We start from the raw sequence: 21,405 nt of genomic DNA, 5'->3' as shown, positions 1-21,405 counted from the left end.
AGAGAACGTGGATGCCCGGGACAAGCCCGGGCATGACGACCTTCTGAATGCGTTCCCGGATTTCGCTTCGCTCCATCCAGGCTACGAGCGCTCTCAGCGCCGCAGCACCGAGATCGTCCGGTTCGCAAACGTCAGCCGTTCAGCCATGACTGACACGAAATAGGTCAGGAGCTTGTGGCTGAGCGCGGGGGTCTCTTCCTTGATTTCATCGAACTGCAGCGTGTTCAACACGTAGAGCACGCTGTCGACCTCGGCCTGGATCGTCGCGCTGCGCGGGGTCTGTGACACCAGGCCCATCTCGCCGATCGTGGTGTAGCGCCCCAGGCTGCGCACGCGCGTGGTGCGGTCGTCTTCGGCGGGAATCATGATGCCGACGCGGCCGTCGAGGATGAAGTGCATGGAATCGGCGGGATCGCCGGCCTGCACGATGATGTCGCCGGCCTCGACCTCGAGGCGCTGGCAGCGGCGGATCAGCTCGTCGGCGTCGTCCTCGCTGTCGAGAATTCCCGTGAACCAGTCGCGCAGGCTGGCCTGTTCCTGTGCCAGTCCCTGATGCTGCGAGATCAGCTCGTTCTCGCACCATTCCAGCGCCCGATCGAGTTCGGGAACAATGGTGACGCCTTCGCCGATGAAGTCACTGGAGCGCAGCACCTTTTCGGCCCCAGCCGACAGGTGCACCAGAATCAGCTCGACGCCGAGATCGGCTGCGCTGCGCTTGATCTGCGCAAAGCTGTAGGCGGCCGAGGAATCGACGCCGGTGACGAGCTTGAAATCGAACAGCAAATAGCGGCACTCCGGGCGTTCCTGGAGCAGTTGCTTGACGTGCTGGTAGAGCCGGTTGGCGGAGCCGAAGAACAGATAGCTCTGGAGATTGAGGCCCTGGATCTTGCCGCCATGGGCCAGCAGCACCTCCTGGTCGTCGCGCGAGCGGTCGAGCGAGGAGCGATATTCGGAGCCGTCAAAACTGTACTTGATCGATTCGACCCGCGCCGCGCTGAACGCGAACGTCGCGCAGCCGATGATCACGCCGATCAGGATGCCCGGCACGAAACCCCAGACGACGATGATCGCGATAATGGCGAGCAGCGACAGATATTCGAGTTTCGAAAGCCGCTTGCGCGATTCGATGATCCATTTGTGCAGCTGGTCGGCGCCGAGATAGAGCAGCAGGCCGCCGAGCACGAATTTCGGCATGAAGCCAAGCAGCTCGGGCGCGAGCGCGAGCATCAGCAGCGAGACGGCCGCGACCGTAAAGCCGGACAGGCGTCCGCGGCCGCCAGTGCTGAAATTGAGGACCGAGCGGCTGACTGAAATGCAGCCGGCATAGCCGGCCAGCATGCCGGTGAGGATGTTCGCGGCGCCGGTGACGTTCAGTTCGCGCTCCAGATTGGCCTCGCGATGCATGGCGACCTCGATCCCCGTGGTGCTGAACAGCGTGCTGGAGGCCGTGACGAAGATGACGGCGACGACGTTGCCGAGCAGGTCCGGGACGGCGGACCAGGGATAGCGGACGAGATCGTCGGTGTGCCAGGGCAGCATGAAGGCTGCTGGCGGCGGAGGCTGGAAGGTCCAGCCCATGGCGCGTGCTTCCTCTGGCGAAATGCCGGCGATCCAGAACGCCAGATGTGCCGTCAGCATGCCGCCGACCAGGATGATCGGCAATCCGAATGGACTGCGCGAACGGTGCCAGGTCAGATACAGCACCAGCGCCATCGCGCAGGCGGCGCCGAGTTCCGACAGCGTCATGCCGTTGGTGAAGCGCAGCAGTGTTGCGAATTGCACCGGATAATCGGTGATCACCCGGATCGCGCCCATGACGATCAGGAGCCCGGTGGCGCCGAGGAAGCCGCCGACCACGGGATAGGGCACGTAGCGGATGGCGCGGCCCATCCGCGTCAGGCCCAGCCCGCACAGCACGACCCCGGTGAGCACGGTCGACAGGCCGAGCGTGATCAGGACCGGCGCGAGCAGGGGAGCCGACTGATTGGCCGCTTCGATATGCTCGACCAGCGAGGCCGCCAGAATTCCGGTCACGGCGGCGGTCGAGCTGTCGGGGGCGGCGATGGCAAAAGGCAGGGAGCTGCCGAGCCCGATCACGGCGGCGAGCACCGCCGAGCTGATGAAGGTCGCGGCGATGCCGTAGGACAGGTAGGGCGAGAGCGGGCCGGCGAAGATCAGCAGCGCATAGGACAGCCCGAACGTCACGGTGAGGATGCTCGCCGCTCCTCCCCCCAGCATATCATTCAGCGCACGTTTGACGGATGGATTGACCGTGGTGACCGGATCGAAGCCAATTGCAGGATCTGTCACGCCGTGACACTCGCTCATGAAAATTCCTGTCCGGAGAGGTAGACGACTGCGAGCCTAGCGCAACAGGATTCTTGCAAGTATGAAGTATCTGACAGTTCCGCGGCGCGCCGCGTGTGAACGGTCAATCATATGGTTGACGGAAAAGCCGAAATCCGTACCGCACACTCGCTGTCGTCCCGGCGAAGGCCGGGACCCATAACCACAGGGAGTAATTTGGTGAAGATTGGTGGTTCGGGATTAACACCGCTCGCGATCGATAGACCTCGCGGTATGGGTCCCGGCCTTCGCCGGGACGACGGTAAAGAGCTAAATCTTCAGCTCTTTCCCTGTCACCCGTCGATACGCTTCCAGATACCGCTTGCTGGTCGCATCCACGACGCTGGCGGGCAGTGGCGGCGGCGGGGCGTCGCCGTTCCAGCGGCCGGCGCGGCGCTCGACGTCGAGATAATCGCGCAAGGGCTGCTTGTCGAAGCTCGCCTGCGGCTGGCCGGGCCTGTAGGCATCGACGGCCCAGAAGCGCGACGAATCCGGCGTCATCACCTCGTCGATCAGGATGATGCGGCCGTCCTTGTCGCGGCCGAACTCGAACTTGGTGTCGGCGATGATGATGCCCTGCTCGCGCGCCAGCTCCTCGCCGAGTGTATAGATCGCGCGGGTCATGCTCTCGAGCGTATAGGCTGTCTCGTCACCGACCACGTCCCGCATCTTCGCGATCGTGATGTTCTCGTCATGGCCGGTCTCGGCCTTGGTCGCCGGGCTGAAGATCGAAGGCTCCAGCTTCTCGCTCTCGACGAGGCCGGCCTTCAGCCGCTCGCCGGCGAGCGTGCCGCTTGCCGCATATTCCTTCCAGGCCGAACCGGAGAGGTAGCCGCGGATCACGCATTCGATCGGAAATACGGTGGTGTGGCGGCACAGCATGGCGCGGCCGAGGATCTCGGCACGATGCGGCTTCAGCACGGGCACGGCCGCGATGATCTCGTCGGTATCGGCGCTGATCATGTGATGCGGCACGACGCCTTCGAGCTCGCCAAACCAGAACGCGCTGATCTGGGTCAGCACCGCGCCCTTCATCGGGATGGTCTCGCCCATCACGACATCGAAGGCGCTGATGCGGTCGGTGGTCAGCAGCAGCAGGCGGTCGTCGTCGACGGCGTAGATATCGCGCACCTTGCCACGTCCGATCTTGGGCAGCGGCAGGTCGCTGGAGAGCATGGGGGTCATCGCAAAGCTTTCGCAGACTTGGCTTTCGCAGAATTGGCTTTCAGGCAGGAAATCCGGCCGCGCCGGACAGCACGGCCGGAAGTCGGATTAGCCTATTCCGGCAGCGGAATGAACTCATGTTCCTGCGGAACCGCGGCAAAGCGGCCGGTTTTCCAGTCCTGCTTGGCCTGTTCGATCCGCTCCTTGCTGGAGGAGACGAAATTCCACCAGATGTGGCGCGGGCCCTCCAGCGCATCGCCGCCGAGAAACATCATGCGCGTGGGTCTGAGCGCCTTCACGGTGATGCGGTCGCCGGGGCGGAAGATCAGCAGCCGCGGCCCCTCATAGTGCTCGCCCGCGATCTCGACCTCGCCATCGACGACGTAGATCGCGCGTTCCTCGTGGTCGGGGTCGAGCGGCACGCTGGCGCCCGCCACCGCCGTGACCTCGGTGTAGAACCAGGGCGACACCATCGTCACAGGCGAGGTGATGCCGAAGGCCGAGCCTGCGATCACCCGCGCAGTAAAATCGCGCTCTGAAATCATCGGCAGGTCACCCGCGCCGTAGTGCTGGAACGACGGCTCGATCTCTTCGGAGCCAGCCGGCAGCGCGATCCAGCTTTGCAGGCCGAGCATCTGCTGGCCGGAGGCGCGCTGCGCATCCGGCGTGCGCTCGGAATGCGCGATGCCGCGGCCCGCGGTCATCAAATTCATCGCGCCGGGCGCGATCTCCTGCACGTTGCCCTCGCTATCGCGATGCATGATGGACCCGTCGAAGAGATAGGTGACGGTGGCGAGACCGATATGCGGATGCGGCCGCACGTCCATGCCCTTACCGGAGACAAACTGCACCGGTCCGAAATGATCGAAGAAGATGAAGGGTCCGACCATCTGCCGCTTGCCATGCGGCAGCGCGCGCCGCACCGCGAAGCCATCGCCGAGATCGCGGGTCCGCGGCACAATGACGAGATCGAGCGCATCGCAGGACATGGGATCGCCGAGCACGGGATCGTTGGAGGGTTGCCAGCTCATGGTGGACTCCTATTTCTTGCTGGTATGATCGTAGCAGAACAATCATGGGAACGGGAGGAGACCGATGATTCCGCCACTCAAGCCTGGTGCCAGGCTGCTTGAGGTGTCCGGCCCCAGGATCGAGACGGAACGCCTGATCCTGCGCCCGTGGCACGCAAGCGACATCGCGCCGAATAGCGCGATGTTGGGCCACCCCGGCACGGCGCGTTTCATTACAGTGGACGGCAGGCCGGTCACCACCGAGATCGCCGGCTGGCGCAACGCGGCCGTGATGACCGGGCACTGGGCGCTCCACGGCTTCGGCATGTTCGTGGTGGAGGAAAAGTCGAGCGGCAACTATGTCGGGCGCGTCGGCCCGTGGTGTCCGCCAGGCTGGCCCGGTTTCGAGGTCGGCTGGGGGATCGCACCCGAATTTCGCGGCAAGGGCTATGCCGTGGAGGCGGCACGGGCGGCGATCGACTGGTCGTTCGCGGCGTTCGAGATCGACCGGATCATCCACTGTATCGACCGCGAGAACGTTGCCTCGCAAGGCGTGGCGCGGCGGCTCGGCGCCCGAAAGGATGGCGAGATCGACCTGTTCGGCCATGTCGGGGATGAGTGGGTGACCGAACGCGCCGTGTGGATGCAATCGCAAAATTGAACGGGAATGCGATCTGAATTAGAAGATATCCATGTCGCTTGCTTCGATCGATCTCGCCTTTCGTTCCGCGACCGTAGCTTTGCTGCTGATGCTGGCGGCCTCGCTGTTGCGCGACTTCCGCCATAGCGTGGCGGGACGCCTCACCATTGCGCTGGCGCTGGGGACGATCGCGCACGCCGCCACCTCGGAGATCGGCTCGACCGCGCCGGTCTCGATATGGCATGCGCCGCTGATCGCGCTGTCGACCGGCGATGCCGTGGTGCTGTGGCTGTTTACGCGCGCGTTGCTCGACGATTCATTCGTGCCGCGCTGGTGGCACGCGCTGATCTGGGCGGCGGTCTTGGCCTACAGCTTTGTCAGTTGCCTGTGGATCGCGCCGGCGGTCCACGGCCGTCCGGCTATTATCGCGGTCAATCTGCTGGCGCTTTGCTTTATCGTGCTGGCGATAGTCCAGACCATGACCTCCTGGTCGGCCGATCTGGTCGAGCGCCGGCGTAACTTGCGGGTTTTCATCGTCTGTGCAGCCTTGCTCTATGGCGGCGTCAATGTGGTGCTGCAGATCTCGATATGGGGCAGGGATGACGCTGGGATCGCCAATGTCGCGAATGCGGTCATTCTCGCCGGTCTCGTCGCCGCGATCTGCTATGCGATGATGCAGGTGAATGCCGCGGATTTGTTTCCGGCGCCCGTCGAAGCCGCAGCAAACCTTGCCGCCCCGGCCGCAATTGCCCGGGATTCCGGCGCGGATCAGAAACTGGTCGATGCGCTGATGCGGCTGATGGCTGACGAGCGCATCTATCGCCACGACAACATCAGCATCGGCACGCTCGCCACAAAGCTCGGAATTCCGGAATACCGGCTGCGGCGGCTGATCAACCAGCGGCTCGGCTACCGCAACTTCAATGTCTTTCTCAACAACCACCGGATCGAGGAAGCCAAAGCGGCCTTGGCCGATCCGTCGCAGGCCGAGGTTCCCGTCATCACCATCGCGATGGATGCCGGCTTCCAGTCGCTCGGCCCGTTCAACCGTGCCTTCAAGGCCACCACCGGCGTGACGCCGACGGAGTATCGACGGCTCAAGGCCGATGCGGCCTAGATTTTTAGGCTGTTGAAATCACAAGATAATTTTGGAATCGGCGAGCCCCGATCGGTTTCGACGAGGCGATTTCCAAATCCGGCGAGCGCGCATCGCCCGCGTCCGGCTTCCTCTCGGCACACGCCTCGAAGCCGGAGAAAGCCCGTGACCCGCCGCCGCAAGATCCTCCTCCTCACCACCACCATCGCCTGCGCCGGTCTCGCGCTCGGCGTCGCGCGAGCCCGCGATGTGCCGAAGGTTGCGACCGGATTCATCGCCGACACGATCTGCGCCGAGACGTTCGTCTCCGGCCTCGATCCCAAGCGGAACCTTGCCGAGACCACCGATGCGATGCCGGGCGTGGGTCTGCTGACCTGGGCGATGGATTTTCAGGTCGATCGCGTCCACAAGGATGTCACGGTGACGCTGTTCGGCATCGGCCGCAGCCATGCCGTCTATCGCGAGGGGCTCGGCTGTACCCTCGAGCACGGCCGGGGGATCGCCGACGTCGCGTTGCCGCCTGACGACAAGCAGGTCGCCTTGCTGCCCGAGATCGCCGGTCCGGAACTCGTGCCGCCGCAAAGCGAGGGACTATCCGCCGCGCTCGACCGTGCCTTCACCGAGCCCGCGCAGCCGCCCTATCGCCGCACCCGCGCGATCGTCGTCATGAAGGCCGGCCGCATCATCGCCGAGCGCTATGCCGATGGCATCGGGCCGGAGACGCAGCTGCTCGGCTTCTCCATGACGAAGTCGGTAATGTCGGCGCTGACAGGCATTCTCGTGCGCCAGGGCAAGCTCAAGCTTGATGGGCCGGCGCCGGTTGCCGCCTGGCAAAATCCTGATGATCCGCATCATGCCATCACCATCGATCAGTTGCTGCGTCACACCGCAGGCATTGCGCTTGGAAGCTCGTTGCAGGCCTCGCTCGGCTCCGCGCTCGAGCCGGTCAATGCCATGAAGTTTGCCGAGGACGACATGGCCACCTATGCCGAAACCGTGCCGCTCGCGACCGCGCCGGGCACGGTCTGGAATTATCACGACGGCAACACGATCATCCTCGCGCATCTGATCCGCAACGCCGCCGGCGGCAAGCCGGCCGATGCGCTCGCCTTCGCGCGCCGCGAATTGTTCGCGCCGCTCGGCATGCGCCACGTCACGCTCCAGCTCGACGGCGCCGGCACGATCGAGGGCGCCAGCAACATGCTCGCATCCGCGCGCGACTGGGCGCGCTTCGGCCAGCTCTATCTCGATGATGGTGTCGCCGGTGGCAAGCGCATCCTGCCCGAAGGCTGGGTCAATTATTCCGCGACCGCGACGCCGAATGCGTGGGTCGGCATCGGTGCCGGCTTCTGGACCAATCAGGGCGACAGTTTTGGCGCGAAGTTTCGCGTGGAGCACGGCTGGCCGCGCGACGCCTTCTTCGCCAAGGGCACGATCGGGCAGTACGCGATCGTGATTCCGTCGGAACGCCTCGTGATCGTGCGCCTCGGCCGCTCGCCAAACGCGCCGCCGCAAGCGGATGGCGTATTCGACCTCGTACGCGATGTCGTTGCGACAACGCGCGAGAAAGGGAAGCTGGCGGGGGTAAATTAGGCGGCTACTGCCGACCCAGCTCCGTCGCCTTCGCCACGCGATCGAACCGCTCCAGCGTCATGATCGCATCTGCGAACTTGTCGGCCCGTGCATTCAGCACGGGCCGCGCCAGCGTCAGGAATTTCTGCTGCATCGCCTGCGCATCCGGGAACGAGGCCGGTTCGCCGGAGGGATCGGCGTAGAGCCGCTCGTGCACGCCATCGTCGGTGGTGATGCTGACGCGCGCGCCGAACGGATGGGTGCGGCCGACCTCCAGCTGGTCGTCCTGGACCACGTCGAACTTGTCGGCGAGCGCGTCGATCGCGGCATCGCCGAGACGGTTGTAATCGTCCCAGCCGAATGAGCCCTGGTCGAGCGCGAGCGCGCCGGTGAAGAACATCGAGAACTGGCCGCCAACGATCGAGGTGGGATGCCGCTTGGTGGCGGCATCGCCGGTCAGCGTAATGCCGTTGCGATGCAGACCGATCTCGACGCGCTTGACCTGGTCGGGCGTCAGATTGTGCTCGCGCCGCATCGCGATCAGCGCGTCGATCGCGGCGTGGGTGTAGCGGCAGCTCGGATACGGCTTCACGCCGATCTTCATGGTCTCATAGGTCTTGCCGAGCCCGGCGACGGCCTTATCGGGATGCGCATCGTCGGTGTAGCCGGCGAGCAGCCCATGCTTGCCTTCGACCGATTCTGTTGCGCCGACGAAATCGTTGCGCGCGAGCGTCGCGGCGATCACGCCGTTCATGGCGGCGGCACCGACCTGGTAGCGCTTGTTCCAGGCGCCGTTCATCAAAAATTGCAGCGAGCCCGCCGCCTGGCTGCCGGCGACGCCGAAGGCGGCGATGATCTGTGTTTCGGACAGACCGAACAGTTTGGCGGCCGCCGCCGCGGCACCATAGGTGCCGGCGGTCGCGGTCGGGTGGAAGCCGCGCGCATAATGCGAGGTCGGGTCGAGCGCATTGCCGAGCCGGCAGCAGACCTCATAGCCGGCGACGATCGCCGTCAGCACGTCGCGGCCGGAGGCGCCGACCATCTCGCCGACAGCGAAGGCAGCCGGAACCACCGGCGCGCTCGGATGCAGCGAGGAATCCGCATGCGTATCGTCGAAATCGAGGGAATGGCCGAACGCGCCGTTGAGCAGCGCCGCCACCGCCGGCGTCCAGGTCTTGGCATCGCCGAACACGGTGGAGCAGCCCTTGGTGTCGAGCGCCAGCGCTTCCAGCATCTTCAGGATCGAGGGGGTGGATTCCGCTTCGCTGCGGGCGCGGATGGCGCTGCCGAGGAAATCCAAGGTCAGCACCTTGGCGCGATCCAGCACCTCCGCTGGAATATCGGCGAATTTCAGGTTGGCGACGTAGGCGGCCAGCGTTGCGGTTTCGTGAGCCATCGTGTTTCCTCGTTTTGGCCGGCAAGTTAGGCGGGCTGATTTTCCCTTTCAAGCAGCCTTGGGGCGGTGGGCATCAGCTATGCTTTTGATCGGTTGGCGCGAATTGGACCGGGACTTTTGACGATGGCACTCGCAAGACAGCTGTTCGACCGGGTCTGGTCGCGAAAAACGCAATTGGGGCTTGCGGTTCGGGTCACGGTGGCGGCCACCGCGGCTTATGCACTTGCCACCGCTCTGCATTTGTTGCTGCCGCTCTGGGCCGTCCTCACCTCCATCATCGTGACCCAGATGAGCGTCGGACGCTCGCTGAAGGCGACGCGCGACTACATGCTCGGCACGATAGGCGGCGCGGTGTATGGTGGCGCTATCGCAATCCTGATCCCCTATTCCGGCGAACTGGGCCTTCTGGGCTTGCTGGTGCTGGCCGTCGCGCCGCTTGCCTTTGTCGCGGCAATCTATCCGAACCTGAGCTCTGCAACGGTGACGGCCGTGATCGTGCTCGTGCTTCCGACCATGCATCATGCCGATCCCATGGCCTCGGCGATCGACCGCGTCAGCGAGGTTTCGGTCGGCGCCATCACCGGACTGCTGGTCTCTTTCCTGGTGCTGCCCTCGCGCGCGGTGCGGCAGATCCGCGCCAGCGCGGCGAAGCTGCTCGAGCTGATTGCCGAGGCTTTTACGGAGCTGCTCGCGGGCCTCACGCGCGGTCGCGACAACGACGCGCTGCATCGGATTCAGGACGGCATCGGCACTGCCATGGTCGGGATGAATGCGATCGGCGCCGAGGCTGAGCGCGAGCGTTCGGCACGGCTGTCGGGTGGCCCCGACACCGGGCCGCTGCTGCGCACGATTCTGCGGCTGCGCCACGACGTCGTGATGATCGGCCGCGCCACCGTGGTGCCGCTGCCGGTCGAAGTGCAGGTCAGGCTTGCCGCGCCGCTGGCCGAAGTCAGCGCGGCGATCGTCCGCTTCCTGAAATCGGCGGCCGAAGCCATCCGTGAGGGCGCCGGCGCGCCACCGATCCATCCGGTGCACGTCGCGCTCCAGCATTACGCCGAGGCGGTCGCGGCCGTGCGTCAGGATGGGCTGATCCGCGGCCACGCGAGCGACACCGCGGAACGCTTCTTCGCGCTCGGCTTTTCGCTGGAGCAGATGCACCAGAATCTCTGCGATCTCGATCGCGTCGTCGGCGAATGGTCGGAGGCCACAGCCGACAAGTCTGCGCGCGTGGCGGAGTAACGCAGGGGCGTGTACTCGGATGAGCCGGCGTCCGACAGCACGTCGCACACGTTCGGCAACGTCCAGCGCCCGCAAGGGAGTGAAACGACTTCAACAAAGGTGAGATCATGCTAGGGAACGCGAAGGTGGCAACCCGGCTTCCGGCCAAAGACCTGAACCGCGCGCGAGCGTTTTACTCCGAGAAACTCGGGCTCGAGCCGGTTGAAGAGCGTGCGGGCGGACTCCGCTATGTCTGCGCCGGCGGCGAGTTTGCGCTATTCCTCTCAGCCGGAATGCAATCCGGGACGCACACGCAGATGGGTTGGGAGGTCGAGGACATCGAGGCAACCGTGCGCGAGCTTCGCGCCCGGGGAGTCAAGTTCGAGGAGTACGATCTGCCCGGCTTGAAGACCGTCGACGGAATTGCGGACATTACCGGGAATTATCCCAGCAAAGGAATTGGTGAGCGAGGCGTCTGGTTCCGCGATAGCGAAGGCAACTTGCTGGGGATCGGGCAGCCGGTGCGGACTTGACGGGCGGTCGCGTCGCCAGTCAGGAATTCATGCTCGTCATCGCGCCGGCTCCGCGATGTCTCCCATCATGCTGCGGGCCACGAGCTTGTGGAACGGTACGATCAGCGTGAGATAGGCGCGCCCGAGCAGATTGTTGGTCCGCACCAACGTCGTCAATGTCACCCGCCGGTTCGCCGCGTCGCCGGCGACGTCGACCACGACGCGGAAATCGAGATGGTAGTCGTCAAAACCGGCGATCAGCCGTTCCGGTGTTTCGCTCAGCACTGGAAACAGGCCGATCATCCCGTGCGGAGCCGGAGCACCTTCGCCCGATGTCTTCAGCCCGAAGGGTTTCACCAGGATGTTGCGCAAGCGCGTCAGCGCATCGATCCAGCGCGGCCCGTGCAGCATCATTCGGGTGCAGGCCTCGCGGGCACTCAATTGCGTCGTGCCGACCTTCACACGAAACGCGTCGATGAACTGGGCACCTGATAGCACGGTGCCGGCATCGACATCGGGGGTGACTTCGCGAACGGGTCCTGTCATCCCGCCAGTCTGCGCGTCAGCATGCGGAAGCGCAAGATCAAGAGTCCGGCATAGACGAACGATCCGATCGACAGCCCGATCCAGACGCCGACCGCGCCGAGATGGGCGTGGAAGGCCAGCGCCCAGGCGATCGGAAAGCCGACGCACCAATAGCCGATGGCGGCGAACACCAGCGTCATCCTTGTGTCATTGATGCCGCGCAGCGCGCCGCCCATGATGGTCTGCAGCGCATCGGCGATGAAGAAGGTCGCGCCGACCAGGAGAAGTGTTGCGGTCAGCTCGACGGTGGATGCGTTGGCCTCGGTGCTGCCGAAGAACAGCCGGCCCAGCTCATAGCGGCCGAGAATGATGGCGATGGTCAGGCCCGAGACGAACGCGACCCCGAGCACCGCTGCGACGAGGCCCGCGCGCCGGATGCCGGCCGGCTCGTTGCGGCCAAAAGCGTGGCCGACCCGCACCGTCGCGGCCATGCCGATGCCGAGCGGGACCATGAACAGGACGGCCGTCACCTGGAGCGCGATCTGGTGCGCGGCCAGCGCGGTGGTCGAGATCAGCCCCATCAACAGCGCGGCCGAGGAGAACAGGCCGTATTCCATCAGCATCGCAAACGAGATCGGTGCGCCGAGCCCGACGAGCTCACGCAGCAGCGGCCAGTCGATCCGCCAGAGATAAGCGAGCGGGCGATAGCCGGCAAACGGCTTTCGCCATGCGACGATTGCGAGCGCGGCGACGAAGGTGCCGAGATTGACCAGCGTGGTCGCAAGCCCCGCGCCGAGCAGTCCAAGCTCGGGCAGGCCGAACAGGCCGTGGATCAGCGCATAGACCAAAGCGGCGTTGGCGGGGATCGCGGCAAGCGTGATCCACAGCGGCGATTGCGGCCGGTTCATCGCGCTCATCAGGCCGCGCAGCGCGACGAAGCCGAGCGCCGGCGCAATGCCCCAGGCAAGCCCGTTCAGATAGTGCTGAGCCAGCTGCGCCGAATGCGGCGCCTGCCCGAGCGTCAGCAAAATATGCTCGCCATAGAGCGGCGAGGCCATCATCGGCAGCGAAATCACGAGCGCGACCCACAGGCCGACGTGCAAGGTCCGTCGCATCCGCCCGACATCGCCGGCGCCGAACGCCTGCGCGGCCAGCGGCGATACCGCGACGACCAGCCCGAGCCCGAAGGTGAAGCTGACGAAGTAAACGGTGTGCGCAAGTGCCGCAGCCGCGACCGCATCCTCGCCGAGCCGGCCGATCAGGGCGAGATCGGTCGTCATCATCGCCATCTGCCCGAGCTGCGTCAGCATCATCGGCACGGCCAGCCGCAACGTCTCGACGAACTCTTGCGCGAGATGGTTGGCGTGCACGCCGTGTTGCGGTGGCGAATGAGGTTCGACGCTGTCGAGCATGGCTGGTCAATAGCACGGCCACACGTCGAAAACATGGCCCGGCTGTTCTCCCTCTCCTGTTCTTACGGGGAGAGGGTTGGGATGAGGGGCTTTCTCTGCAATCACGGTGAGAGTTGGACTCGCGGAGAGTCCCCCTCACCCGGAATCCGCGCTAGCGCGCGTATTCCGGCCTCTCCCCGCAAGCGAGGCGAGGCGAAGAAAAAACCCTCAGCCCTTCCGTTCCGGCACGCGCCGGATCTTCGCGCCGAGCGCGTTCAGCCTTTCGTCGATGCGTTCATAGCCGCGCTCGATCTGGTCGGCGTTGTTGATGGTGGAGGTGCCTTCGGCGCAGACGGCGGCGAGCAGCATAGCCATGCCGGCGCGGATGTCGGGCGAGATCATCGATGCGCCGCGGAGCCGGCTCGGGCCTGCGATGATGGCGCGATGCGGATCGCACAGCACGATGCGCGCGCCCATCCCGATCAGCTTGTCGACGAAGAACATCCGCGATTCGAACATCTTCTCGAACATCAGGATCACGCCTTCGCATTGCGTGGCGGTGACGATCGCGATCGACATCAGATCGGCCGGGAAGGCCGGCCAGGGCTGGTCCTCCAGCTTCGGCACGTGGCCGCCGAAATCGTCCTGGATCTTCAGCGTCTGGTTCGACGGCACGATGAGGTCGTCGCCCTCGACGCGGCAGACGATGCCGAGCCGCTCGAACCCCATGCGGATCGAGCGCAGATGCTCGACGCCGGCGCGGACGATGCGCAGCGGCGAGCGCGTCACGGCGGCAAGCCCGATCAGCGAGCCGACCTCGATATGGTCGGGCTGAATCCTGTAGGTTGCTTCCCCCAGCATCGCCGGCCCATGCACGATCATGGTGTTGGTGCCGATGCCCTCGATCTTCGCGCCGAGCGCGACCAGGAAGTTGGCGAGGTCCTGCACATGCGGCTCGGACGCCGCGTTGCGCAAGAACGTCGTGCCTTCGGCGGCGACGGCCGCGACCAGCGCGTTCTCGGTCGCGGTGACGCTCGGCTCGTCCAGGAACACGTCGGCGCCGGCGAGCTTTGCTGCGCGGAATTCGAGCCGGTCGGTCGCAGTGACCTTGGCCCCTAACTGCTCCAGCGCCAGCATATGCGTGTCGAGGCGGCGCCGGCCGATGACGTCGCCGCCAGGCGGCGGCAGCATCACCTCGCCGCAGCGGGCGAGCAGGGGGCCGGCGAGCAGGATCGAGGCACGGATGCGGACGCAGAGCTCAGGGTCCAGATCGGCGGCGCGGATGCTCTTGGCGTGGATGTGAAGCGTGTTGCGGGCGGTCCATTCGGCCGCGGCGCCGACCGAGCGGATCAGTTCGACCAGTGTCTCGGTGTCGCGGATCCGCGGCACATTCTCCAATGTCACTGGATGCTCGGTGAGCAGCGCGGCCGCGATGATCGGCAGCGCCGAATTCTTGTTGCCGGCCGGCTCGATCGAGCCCGAGAGCCGGTGACCGCCCTCGACGATATACTGAATGGGGGCCACTGAGATCTCTCGGTCCTGTTTCGGTTGAGGCGGGCTGCTTTGAGCAGAAACTACCGAGAATCGATCGCGGTAGCAATTCAGGCTTGATGGTCGCCGCGAAGGAGGTGGGCTCCCTCTCCCGCTAGCGGGAGAGGTGCAGCGAGAGCGTGGTTAGCAGACGTGATCTAACGCTATTTCGCCTCAGATATCGATCGTCGCGCTCAGCGAATGTTCCTGGATGAAGTCACGGCGCGGCTCGACCACATCGCCCATCAGCTTGGTGAAAATGTCGTCGGCCTCATCGACCTCCTTGACCTTCACCTGCAGCAGCGAGCGCGCATTGATATCCAGCGTCGTCTCCCAGAGCTGCTCCGGGTTCATCTCGCCCAGTCCTTTGTAGCGCTGCAGCGTGACGCCCTTGCGGCCCGCGTCGGTGACCGCTTCGAACAGGTCGACCGGACCGTAGACCATGTGCTCGACGTCCTTGCGCCGCAGCTTGCCGGGGCGGGCGTACACGTCCTGGAGCTTCGTGGTGTAATCGTCGAGTTTGCGCGCTTCGACCGAGCCGAGGAAGGCGTCGTCGACAACTGCGGCTTCCTTGACGCCCCGTACCGTCCGTTCGAACTGGAATCCCTGGCCTTCCACGTACTGGCCGATCCAGCCGCGCTCGACCTCGTCGGCCAGGATGTCCAGCCGGGTCGCGATGTACTGCGCGGCGGCAGCCGCTTTTTCCGGATCGCCGTAGATCGCTTTGTTGAGCACGCCGGTGATGGCGGCCTGCTCGATCACCTTGCGATTATAGCGGCTATGCAGATTGCGAAGGACGCCGCGAACGATACGGGCGTCGTCGACTAGTGAACGCAGGTCGCGGCCGGTGCGATCGCCGCCGGTGCCGGGAATGTAGACGCAATCATCCAGCCCGGTATCGATCAGGTAATCCTCCAGCGCCCGCTCGTCTTTCAGGTACTGCTCGGACTTGCCGCGGTTGACCTTATAGAGCGGCGGCTGGGCGATATAGAGATAGCCACCGTCGATGATCGCAGGCATCTGCCGGTAGAAGAAGGTGAGCAGCAGGGTGCGGATATGGGCGCCGTCCACGTCGGCGTCCGTCATCACGATGATCTTGTGGTAGCGCAGCTTCTCGATCGAGAATTCGTCGCCGATGCTGGTACCGAGCGCGGTGATCAGCGTGCCGATCTGCTCGCTGCCCAGCATCTTGTCCGGGCGGACCCGTTCCACATTCAGAATTTTGCCGCGCAGCGGCAGCACGGCCTGGAATTCGCGGTTGCGGCCCTGCTTCGCACTGCCGCCTGCCGAGTCGCCCTCGACGATGAACAGTTCGGATTTTTCCGGGTCCTTCTCCTGGCAGTCGGCGAGCTTGCCGGGCAGCGAGGAGACCGAGAGCGGGCTCTTGCGCGTCAGCTCGCGCGCCTTGCGCGCCGCTTCGCGTGCGGCCGCCGCCTGGATCACCTTGCCGACGATCATCTTGGCCTCAGACGGGTGCTCCTCGAACCAGGCCTGGAGCGCCTCGTTGAGCACGTTCTCGACCACGGGCCGCACTTCCGAGGACACCAGCTTGTCCTTGGTCTGCGACGAAAATTTCGGATCGGGCACCTTCACCGACAAGACGGCGGTGAGGCCTTCGCGGCAATCGTCGCCGGTGAGCGCGATCTTTTCCCTCTTCGCGTTGGCCTCGGCATAGCCGTTGACCTGGCGCGTCAGCGCGCCGCGGAAGCCGGCCAGATGGGTGCCGCCGTCGCGCTGTGGGATGTTGTTGGTGAAGCACAGCACGTTCTCATGGTAGCTGTCGTTCCACCACAAGGCGGCCTCGACGCCGATGCCGTTGGCCTCCGCGCGCACCATGATCGGCGCCGGCACGATCGCCTTCTTGTTGCGGTCGAGATATTTGACGAACTCCTCGACGCCGCCGGAATAGTGCATTTCCTCGCGCTTCTCGACCGCGTGACGCATGTCGGAAAGCGCGATATTGACGCCGGAATTGAGGAAGGCGAGCTCGCGCAGCCGATGCTCCAGCGTGGCGAAATCATACTCGATGTTCTTGAAGGTCTCGGACGAGGCGTGGAACGTCACCTCGGTGCCGCGCCGGCCCGGCGCGTCGCCGACGACTTTCAGCGGTGCGACGGCATCGCCATGGGCAAATTCAATGGTGTGCTCCTTGTTATCGCGCCAGATGCGCAACACGAGCTTGCTCGACAGCGCGTTGACGACGGAGACGCCGACGCCGTGCAGGCCGCCGGAGACCTTGTAGGAGTTCTGGTCGAATTTTCCGCCGGCATGGAGCTGGGTCATGATGACCTCGGCCGCCGAGATGCCTTCGCCCTTGTGGATGTCGACGGGAATGCCGCGGCCGTCGTCGCGCACGGTGACGGAGTTGTCGGCGTTCAGCACGACATCGACGCGCGTGGCATGGCCCGCCAGCGCCTCGTCGATCGCGTTGTCGACGACCTCGTAGACCATGTGGTGCAGGCCCGAGCCGTCGTCGGTATCGCCGATATACATGCCCGGGCGCTTGCGCACGGCATCGAGACCCTTGAGCACGCGGATCGATTCCGCCCCGTAATCGCTCGGATTTGAGGGTTCGTTTTCGGCAGGCGTCTGCCGAGCAGGTTCTGTCATGAGAGGCCTTCGAAATGTCGCCCGAATCAGCCGCGCAAAAGGCGCTGATGAGAGGCTATTTGTGCCACGAAAGAGAGATTGCGCCTAGCGCAAAGTATCCCCTCGCAACCCTTTGATCAGATGGGGATTTTCGGCCGGCTTTCAAGGTCTGCGGAGGCCGATTCTGGGCACGGCAAAAAGCCCGATTCGAGGGACCGTTTCGGGCCTCCGAAGGCGTGGATTTTGCGGGGACGGAAGGCGGGTTCCGAGGCGCAAGCGGGAGAGGGAGCGCACCTGTTTCGTGGCGGCTCAGTACATCTGCAGCGGCAGCATCTCGCCGGTCGGCCCCACTGTCAGGCCCCAGGCATCGCCCGCGGCGATGTCGATGGTGTCGTTGCGGGCGGGGCGGCCCGCCATTTTCAGCGAGTACAGGTACTTGCCCGGCGGCAGATCGAGCGTGGGCCCCTTCGGTGACTGCGGACCGCCGGCGCCGGCCGCAACCTTGATGGTCTGCTTGTTGATCGTCAGCTGCGCGTCCTTGTCGCCCATATTGCCGAGCACCAGCTTGGCCTGACCCGGCTTCGGCATGATGTCCGCCTTGGTCGCGGCGTCCGGATTCTTCTGCACGAGATTGACCGATGTTTCGTCATTGGTGCGGCCGAGCTTCAGCATGGCCGGGCCCTGCGGCGAGGCGAAGGCGAGCTCGACGCGATCGGCGGCGACGATCGCGCCGTCCGGCTTTTCCCGCCAGCCGAGCCTGGTCAGCTCCGCACGGTAGAAGGCGAGCACGTCACTGAGCTCGGCCGGAATGCTGGCCGCGAGCTCGCGGCGGAACGGCGCCTCGATGCCGGGCAGTTTTGCGGTGGCAAGCGAGGTCGAACTGTGCTGTTTCGGCACGGGCAGGGCGGATTCCGCATCTGCCTCGAGCGGCCCGGCCGACTTGGGTGAGGCAGCGGCCTGATTGCTGCGCGCCGGCTTGCCCCCGGACGCGGGCTTGGCGGCGGCCATCACCAGGCCCGATCCGTCGGCGCTGACATTCACCTTCGCCCCCATCTGCATCACGGTCATCGAGATCGACTTGCCGGCCTTGGAAAACTCCATCACCGCCATGTTGGGCTGGTTGATCACCGAGGGCTGCTCCTTCCAGCCGGCCGGCTTCAGCGCCGCGCGGTAGAAGGCGGTCAACGCCTTGACGCTGGAGGTCGCGTTGAATTCGAGCCGGCCGCCGTCGCCGTCGAACTCCACCTCCTGCGCGTTCTCGGGCAGCGGCACCGGCGTGGTGCCGCCGGCCTGTGCCTGCAACGGTGCATCGGACAGCGTCGCGGCCTGCGCCTTGCGACGGACTTCGTCGGCGGCGATGACCTGTTTCGCCATCGCTTCGGCGTCACTCATGAACTTGTCGTCGGCATCCTTCTTCGCCCTGGCGCGCGCGGCGAGCACGGATTCCTTCACCTGCGCGGTCAGATAGACCATCGTGAAGTCGTATTTGCGGGCGAGCCGCAGCAAGCCGGTTTCCTCGGGCGAGGAGAATTTGAACGCGACTTCGTCGCCCGCGGCAAGAGGTGCATTTCCCTGTTCCGTCCAGCCGCGCGCCGCAAGTTCGCGATGGTAGAACGCGAGCACGGCGGGCAGATCGGCCAGGGCTGCGATGGTCAGTTCGCGCCGGTTCGATCTGGCGTCGCCGCCTCTGCCCGCCGCCGACTTGTACGGCTTCGGCGCCGGCAGGCCGGACATCTCTTCCGACGGAAGATCGGTCGGCAAGGCGAACGGCGCGACCTTGATTTCGACATTGGTCCGGCCGTCGTCGCGGCGCGTCAAACTCAACATCACCGGCTTCTGATGATAGAAGCCGCCGCGGTCGTCATCGTCATGGCCATAGAAGGCGCGCACGCCGTTTGAGATGGTTTCGCTGATATCCGCGTTCGGCCAGCGCGCGGCGCTCTCGGCCGTGAGCTTCCGCCAGCCGATGGCGGTCATTTCCCTGGCGTAGAAATCCCGTGTCGCCTCGAGCGCAACCGGCGCGATGCAGGCGAGATAGGGCCGGGTCTCGTCGAACACGAGATCGATCGCGCCCTCGGGGAACGGGACATTCGAATAGATGCGGTTCGGGGTGTAGGAGACCGATGATTGATCGGGCCGGCCGAGGCCCTGCGTGAAGGAGACGGAAAGTCCCTGCCGCCCCTTCTTGAACACGAGTTCGGTGGTGGCCTCGTCAAGCGGGCGGACATAGGGCACCCAGCCGTCGGCGCGGAGCATCTTCTTCGCGGCGGCGGTCACCGCGACCACAGTCGGCACGCCATATTGCATCCGGTAAGGATCGGGGTGCGAATTTTCGTCGATCGCACCTTGCAGCTTCGGCAGTGCGTGCACGTCGACGATGCCCTCGTCCGTCGGAGCCGCGAGCGCAGGGCTCGCCATCAACAGAAGGCCGCATGCGAACAGCCGCCAGCGTGCCGGGGCTCGCGTCCCGCGCGTGATCGTCGACATCGACCAAACTCCCGGATTTCGCGCGGATCGTTCCATTGCGCGATTGCAGGCTGCGACACCCCCGACGCCGCCTCAGACAGCTAGTCGCGGCGGGAACCGGGCAGGTTCAATTGGGTGCTGCCTTGCAGCCGCGGCGCCGCAAGCGAGCAATGTGAGGCCGCACACGAACAGCCGCCATCGTGCCGGGACTCTCGTCCCGGACCTTACCGTCGTCATGGACACTCTCCAAGGAAATCGCGCGCGTTTCGAATTCATCGCCGCGATTGCAACGGCTGCGACACCGACGGTGCGGCCTCAGGGAGCTAGTCGCGACCTGAACGAGGCGGGTTCAATGGCGCTACCGCCGCGCCGAAACCTGCCCGCTCTCGACGTCAAAGACCTCGCCGCCAGCGTCGATTTCGGCAAACGCAGCCGGGTCCGCGCCGGTCAACCAGACCTGCGCGCCGAGCTTGCGCAGCTCGTCGAACAGCGCGGTGCGACGGTTCGGATCGAGATGGGCGACGACCTCGTCGAGCAGCAGCAGCGGCACGATGCCGGTCATCTCGGCGACCAGCGTCGCATGCGCCAGCACCAGCCCGATCAGCAGCGCCTTCTGCTCCCCCGTGGATGCGTCGCGCGCGGGCATGCTTTTCGGCGCGTAGATCACCTGGAGATCGGTGAGATGCGGCCCGTCGGTGGTGCGGCCGGCGATGGCGTCGCGGGGGCGGTTGTCGCGCAGGATCTGGCGGTAGCGGTCCTCGACCGAGGTTGCGGTCTCGCTCAGCAGCGCGTTCTCCATCCAGCCGTCGAGTGCGATCTGCGCCGACGGAAACGCGGATTGTTGCGCGCGCGCGTTCAGCATGCCGGTCAGCCGCGCCGCGGTCTGGCCGCGCGTCGCGGCGACTGCGACCGCAAGTTCGGCGGTCTCGCGCTCGATCGCATCACACCAATGGTCGTCGTAATTGCGCGTCTCGAGCAGGCGATTGCGCGAGCGCAACGAACGTTCCAGTGCGGAGATGCGGCTGGAGTGCTGGCTGTCGATCGCGAGCACCAGGCGGTCGAAGAAGCGCCGCCGTTCGGAGCCCGCGCCCAGGAACAATCCGTCCATCGCCGGCGTCAGCCACACCATGCGGATGTGGTCGCCGAAGGCGGTGGCCGAATTGACCGGCTCGCGGTCGATGCGGCAACGCCGGCTGATGGCGCTGTCGGCCTGCGGCGGCTCGATGCCGGTGCCGAGGGTGGCGAGCCCCAGCGCGCCCTCGACCTGCGCGGAGACCGCCCAGGAGCCGTCGCCCTGGTTGTCGGCGACGTCGTCCAGCGTGGCGCGCCTTAAGCCGCGCCCCGGCGACAGGAACGAGATCGCCTCGATGCAATTGGTCTTGCCCGCCCCATTCGGCCCGACCAGCGCCACCATGTCAGCCGCCGTCTCGAGCCCCGCCGCCCGATAATTGCGAAAATGCGTCAGCGTCAGGCGATGAATGCGGGAGGGGGTCATATTTATTCGTGATGGACGCGATTCTTCCCCTCTCCCCTTGTGGGAGAGGGTGGCGCCTCACGAAGTGAGGCGACGGGTGAGGGGTATCTTACCGCCCGGCAAGCTTTGCAAGAATATCCTCTTGGACGGAAGTGGATTGCTTCAGCACGTCGTTGTTCCAGTAACGGGCTATCAGAAATCCCTCGGCTGCGAGGATTGCATCCCGGGTCGCATCGCTTTGCGAATCGGCATGCTGACTTCCGTCGATCTCGATCACAAGGCGCTTATCGAAACAGACAAAATCGAGAATGTAGTTCTTGAAAGGGATCTGCCTACGAAACTTGAAGTCCGATAGGCGCCGTTCCCTGAGCAGCCGCCACATTGCAGTCTCCGCATCAGTTGGCTCATGCCGCATGTTCTTCGCGAATTGGCGGAGATGTCTGGGGTCTTGCCGATGGGACGGCTCTTGCGGCACA

The 21,405-nt window shown here is 65.1% G+C and carries 16 protein-coding genes; 5 read left to right on the top strand and 11 right to left on the bottom strand.

The window, feature by feature from the left end; all coding sequences use genetic code 11:
* Positions 1-93: 93 nt before the first annotated feature.
* The 3 genes from JJE66_RS09620 to JJE66_RS09610 all read right to left on the bottom strand — a co-directional run bounded on the left by JJE66_RS09620 (position 94) and on the right by JJE66_RS09610 (position 4,541).
* A complete protein-coding gene (locus JJE66_RS09620) occupies positions 94-2,310 on the bottom strand; it encodes an SLC26A/SulP transporter family protein (protein WP_200515315.1) in 2,217 nt (738 codons plus the stop codon).
* Positions 2,311-2,616: 306 nt separating this feature from the next.
* Positions 2,617-3,531, bottom strand: a complete 915-nt coding sequence (locus JJE66_RS09615; protein WP_200514046.1) for a phosphoribosylaminoimidazolesuccinocarboxamide synthase — start codon at positions 3,529-3,531, stop codon at positions 2,617-2,619.
* A gap of 92 nt (positions 3,532-3,623) precedes the next feature.
* Positions 3,624-4,541, bottom strand: a complete 918-nt coding sequence (locus tag JJE66_RS09610; RefSeq protein WP_200514045.1) for a pirin family protein — start codon at positions 4,539-4,541, stop codon at positions 3,624-3,626.
* A 64-nt stretch (positions 4,542-4,605) separates the two neighbouring features.
* Between JJE66_RS09610 and JJE66_RS09605 the strand changes: the two genes are divergently transcribed.
* From JJE66_RS09605 to JJE66_RS09595, 3 genes are all read left to right on the top strand, one after another.
* Positions 4,606-5,181 carry a GNAT family N-acetyltransferase gene (locus JJE66_RS09605; RefSeq protein WP_200514044.1) on the top strand — a complete coding sequence of 192 codons (576 nt, stop codon included), beginning with the start codon at positions 4,606-4,608 and terminating at the stop codon, positions 5,179-5,181.
* A 31-nt stretch (positions 5,182-5,212) separates the two neighbouring features.
* On the top strand, positions 5,213-6,277 hold the full coding sequence (locus tag JJE66_RS09600; RefSeq protein ID WP_200514043.1) for a helix-turn-helix domain-containing protein: 1,065 nt from the start codon (positions 5,213-5,215) through the stop codon (positions 6,275-6,277).
* A 144-nt stretch (positions 6,278-6,421) separates the two neighbouring features.
* A complete protein-coding gene (locus JJE66_RS09595) occupies positions 6,422-7,849 on the top strand; it encodes a serine hydrolase (RefSeq protein ID WP_200514042.1) in 1,428 nt (475 codons plus the stop codon).
* Between the two features lie 4 nt (positions 7,850-7,853).
* Here the strand turns inward: JJE66_RS09595 and JJE66_RS09590 are convergent, their stop codons facing one another.
* Positions 7,854-9,224: an MmgE/PrpD family protein gene (locus JJE66_RS09590; protein WP_200514041.1), complete on the bottom strand. Its 1,371-nt coding sequence runs from the start codon at positions 9,222-9,224 to the stop codon at positions 7,854-7,856.
* Between the two features lie 123 nt (positions 9,225-9,347).
* Between JJE66_RS09590 and JJE66_RS09585 the strand changes: the two genes are divergently transcribed.
* Together JJE66_RS09585 and JJE66_RS09580 are read left to right on the top strand one after the other, a co-directional pair.
* Positions 9,348-10,463, top strand: a complete 1,116-nt coding sequence (locus JJE66_RS09585) for an aromatic acid exporter family protein (RefSeq protein WP_200514040.1) — start codon at positions 9,348-9,350, stop codon at positions 10,461-10,463.
* 125 nt (positions 10,464-10,588) lie between these two features.
* Positions 10,589-10,975: a VOC family protein gene (locus JJE66_RS09580; protein ID WP_311979839.1), complete on the top strand. Its 387-nt coding sequence runs from the start codon at positions 10,589-10,591 to the stop codon at positions 10,973-10,975.
* A gap of 36 nt (positions 10,976-11,011) precedes the next feature.
* Here JJE66_RS09580 and JJE66_RS09575 read toward each other — a convergent pair whose 3' ends face one another.
* The 7 genes from JJE66_RS09575 to JJE66_RS09545 all read right to left on the bottom strand — a co-directional run bounded on the left by JJE66_RS09575 (position 11,012) and on the right by JJE66_RS09545 (position 21,404).
* Complete coding sequence (locus tag JJE66_RS09575) at positions 11,012-11,500, bottom strand: DUF2867 domain-containing protein (RefSeq protein ID WP_200514038.1); 489 nt, start codon at positions 11,498-11,500, stop codon at positions 11,012-11,014.
* Entirely contained in the window at positions 11,497-12,891 is a 1,395-nt protein-coding gene (locus JJE66_RS09570) for an MATE family efflux transporter (RefSeq protein ID WP_200514037.1), read from the bottom strand. Before JJE66_RS09570 ends, JJE66_RS09575 begins: the two co-directional genes overlap by 4 nt.
* 207 nt (positions 12,892-13,098) lie before the next feature.
* Positions 13,099-14,394 (bottom strand): UDP-N-acetylglucosamine 1-carboxyvinyltransferase, encoded by a 1,296-nt coding sequence (murA, locus tag JJE66_RS09565; protein ID WP_200514036.1) that lies wholly within the window; start codon positions 14,392-14,394, stop codon positions 13,099-13,101.
* Between the two features lie 180 nt (positions 14,395-14,574).
* Positions 14,575-17,010, bottom strand: coding sequence for a DNA topoisomerase (ATP-hydrolyzing) subunit B (gyrB, locus tag JJE66_RS09560; protein ID WP_200514035.1), 2,436 nt, complete (start codon positions 17,008-17,010; stop codon positions 14,575-14,577).
* A 288-nt stretch (positions 17,011-17,298) separates the two neighbouring features.
* Positions 17,299-19,476 (bottom strand): hypothetical protein, encoded by a 2,178-nt coding sequence (locus JJE66_RS09555; protein ID WP_200514034.1) that lies wholly within the window; start codon positions 19,474-19,476, stop codon positions 17,299-17,301.
* Between the two features lie 337 nt (positions 19,477-19,813).
* Entirely contained in the window at positions 19,814-20,950 is a 1,137-nt protein-coding gene (gene recF, locus JJE66_RS09550; RefSeq protein ID WP_200514033.1) for a DNA replication/repair protein RecF, read from the bottom strand.
* A gap of 88 nt (positions 20,951-21,038) precedes the next feature.
* A complete protein-coding gene (locus tag JJE66_RS09545) occupies positions 21,039-21,404 on the bottom strand; it encodes an endonuclease domain-containing protein (RefSeq protein WP_200514032.1) in 366 nt (121 codons plus the stop codon).
* Position 21,405 lies beyond the last annotated feature (1 nt).

The sequence above is a fragment of the Bradyrhizobium diazoefficiens genome (genome assembly GCF_016612535.1).
Classification (GTDB): Bacteria; Pseudomonadota; Alphaproteobacteria; order Rhizobiales; family Xanthobacteraceae; genus Bradyrhizobium; species Bradyrhizobium diazoefficiens_C.
The sequence above is the reverse complement of the archived record's forward strand: the minus strand, read 5'-3'. Positions and strand labels throughout refer to the sequence as shown.

What these genes read in the sequence shown, in the direction of transcription:
- JJE66_RS09615 (WP_200514046.1), bottom strand. Translation starts at nt 3,531, where the DNA reads ATGACCCCCATGCTCTCCAGCGACCTGCCGCTGCCCAAGATCGGACGT.
- JJE66_RS09600 (WP_200514043.1), top strand. Translation starts at nt 5,213, where the DNA reads ATGTCGCTTGCTTCGATCGATCTCGCCTTTCGTTCCGCGACCGTAGCT.
- JJE66_RS09555 (WP_200514034.1), bottom strand. Translation starts at nt 19,476, where the DNA reads ATGTCGACGATCACGCGCGGGACGCGAGCCCCGGCACGCTGGCGGCTG.
- JJE66_RS09585 (WP_200514040.1), top strand. Translation starts at nt 9,348, where the DNA reads ATGGCACTCGCAAGACAGCTGTTCGACCGGGTCTGGTCGCGAAAAACG.
- JJE66_RS09610 (WP_200514045.1), bottom strand. Translation starts at nt 4,541, where the DNA reads ATGAGCTGGCAACCCTCCAACGATCCCGTGCTCGGCGATCCCATGTCC.
- JJE66_RS09570 (WP_200514037.1), bottom strand. Translation starts at nt 12,891, where the DNA reads ATGCTCGACAGCGTCGAACCTCATTCGCCACCGCAACACGGCGTGCAC.
- JJE66_RS09575 (WP_200514038.1), bottom strand. Translation starts at nt 11,500, where the DNA reads ATGACAGGACCCGTTCGCGAAGTCACCCCCGATGTCGATGCCGGCACC.
- JJE66_RS09605 (WP_200514044.1), top strand. Translation starts at nt 4,606, where the DNA reads ATGATTCCGCCACTCAAGCCTGGTGCCAGGCTGCTTGAGGTGTCCGGC.
- recF (WP_200514033.1), bottom strand. Translation starts at nt 20,950, where the DNA reads ATGACCCCCTCCCGCATTCATCGCCTGACGCTGACGCATTTTCGCAAT.
- JJE66_RS09590 (WP_200514041.1), bottom strand. Translation starts at nt 9,224, where the DNA reads ATGGCTCACGAAACCGCAACGCTGGCCGCCTACGTCGCCAACCTGAAA.
- gyrB (WP_200514035.1), bottom strand. Translation starts at nt 17,010, where the DNA reads ATGACAGAACCTGCTCGGCAGACGCCTGCCGAAAACGAACCCTCAAAT.